The following is a 942-nucleotide window of genomic DNA, read 5'->3' as shown; positions in this document are numbered from 1 at the left end:
CTAGACGAGTAGTTCCGAATGAGGGGTTTTCTGACGTGGGGGAGGGTGTCCAACATCGGGTTGTGACGACCGAGTTAGACACCCTCTTGACGGCACTGTACGTCCACGTCGATGACCGGTTGAAGACCCCGCGGTGGCGAGGGCGGCCACCGAGGCTGACCGACGCCGAGCTGGTCACCCTGGCCGTGGCCCAGGCGATCCTGGGCTTCCACTGCGAAGCCCGTTGGCTGCGCTTCGCCCACGCCCACCTGCGTCCCCTCTTCCCTTATCTGCCCCAGCGCCCGGCCTACAACAAGCGCCTACGAGCCGCTTTACCGCTGGTCAAACGGGTGATCCGGTCCCTGGCGGCCGACACCGACCTGTGGCTGGATGACCTGTGGGTCGTGGACTCCACACCCGTGGAGTGCGCCCGCTCCCGCGAGACCGTGCGCCGCTCGGACCTGGCGGGATGGGCGAACTACGGCTACTGCCGCTCCCACTCCCGCTTCTACTGGGGCCTGAAGCTCCACTTGATCTGTACGCCGGCCGGGCTGCCGGTCACCTGGGCCCTGGCCGACCCCAAGATCGACGAGCGGCAGGTCCTGGCCGCCTTGATCGACAACGAACCACACCTGGCCGCCGACCGGCCCGGCCTGCTGATCCTGGCCGACAAGGGCTACATCTCCGCCGAACTCGACCGCTTCCTCGACCAGCACGGCGTCGGCCTGCTGCGGCCCTCCTACAAGAACCGCGGCACACCACGGCCCGGAGAAGCCCTGCTCAAGACGGTGCGGCAGCTGATCGAATCGGTCAACGACACCCTCAAAGGCCAACTCGGCCTCGAACAGCATGGCGGCCGCACCATCGAAGGCGTCGGCGTCCGAGTGGCTCAGCGGATCCTGGCGATGACCTGTGCAATCTGGCACAACCGCACCATCGGCGCACCCATCACCAGGTCACTGA

At 66.9% G+C, this 942-nt stretch carries 1 protein-coding gene; it reads left to right on the top strand.

The window, feature by feature from the left end:
- Window positions 1-62 precede the first annotated feature (62 nt).
- Window positions 63-942, top strand: an 880-nt coding sequence (locus tag E1283_RS36570) for an IS982 family transposase (RefSeq protein ID WP_132822436.1), incomplete at its 3' end; no start/stop codon positions are given.

This window comes from Streptomyces hainanensis (assembly GCF_004348415.1).
Classification (GTDB): Bacteria; Actinomycetota; Actinomycetes; order Streptomycetales; family Streptomycetaceae; genus Streptomyces; species Streptomyces hainanensis.
The sequence above is the reverse complement of the archived record's forward strand: the minus strand, read 5'-3'. Positions and strand labels throughout refer to the sequence as shown.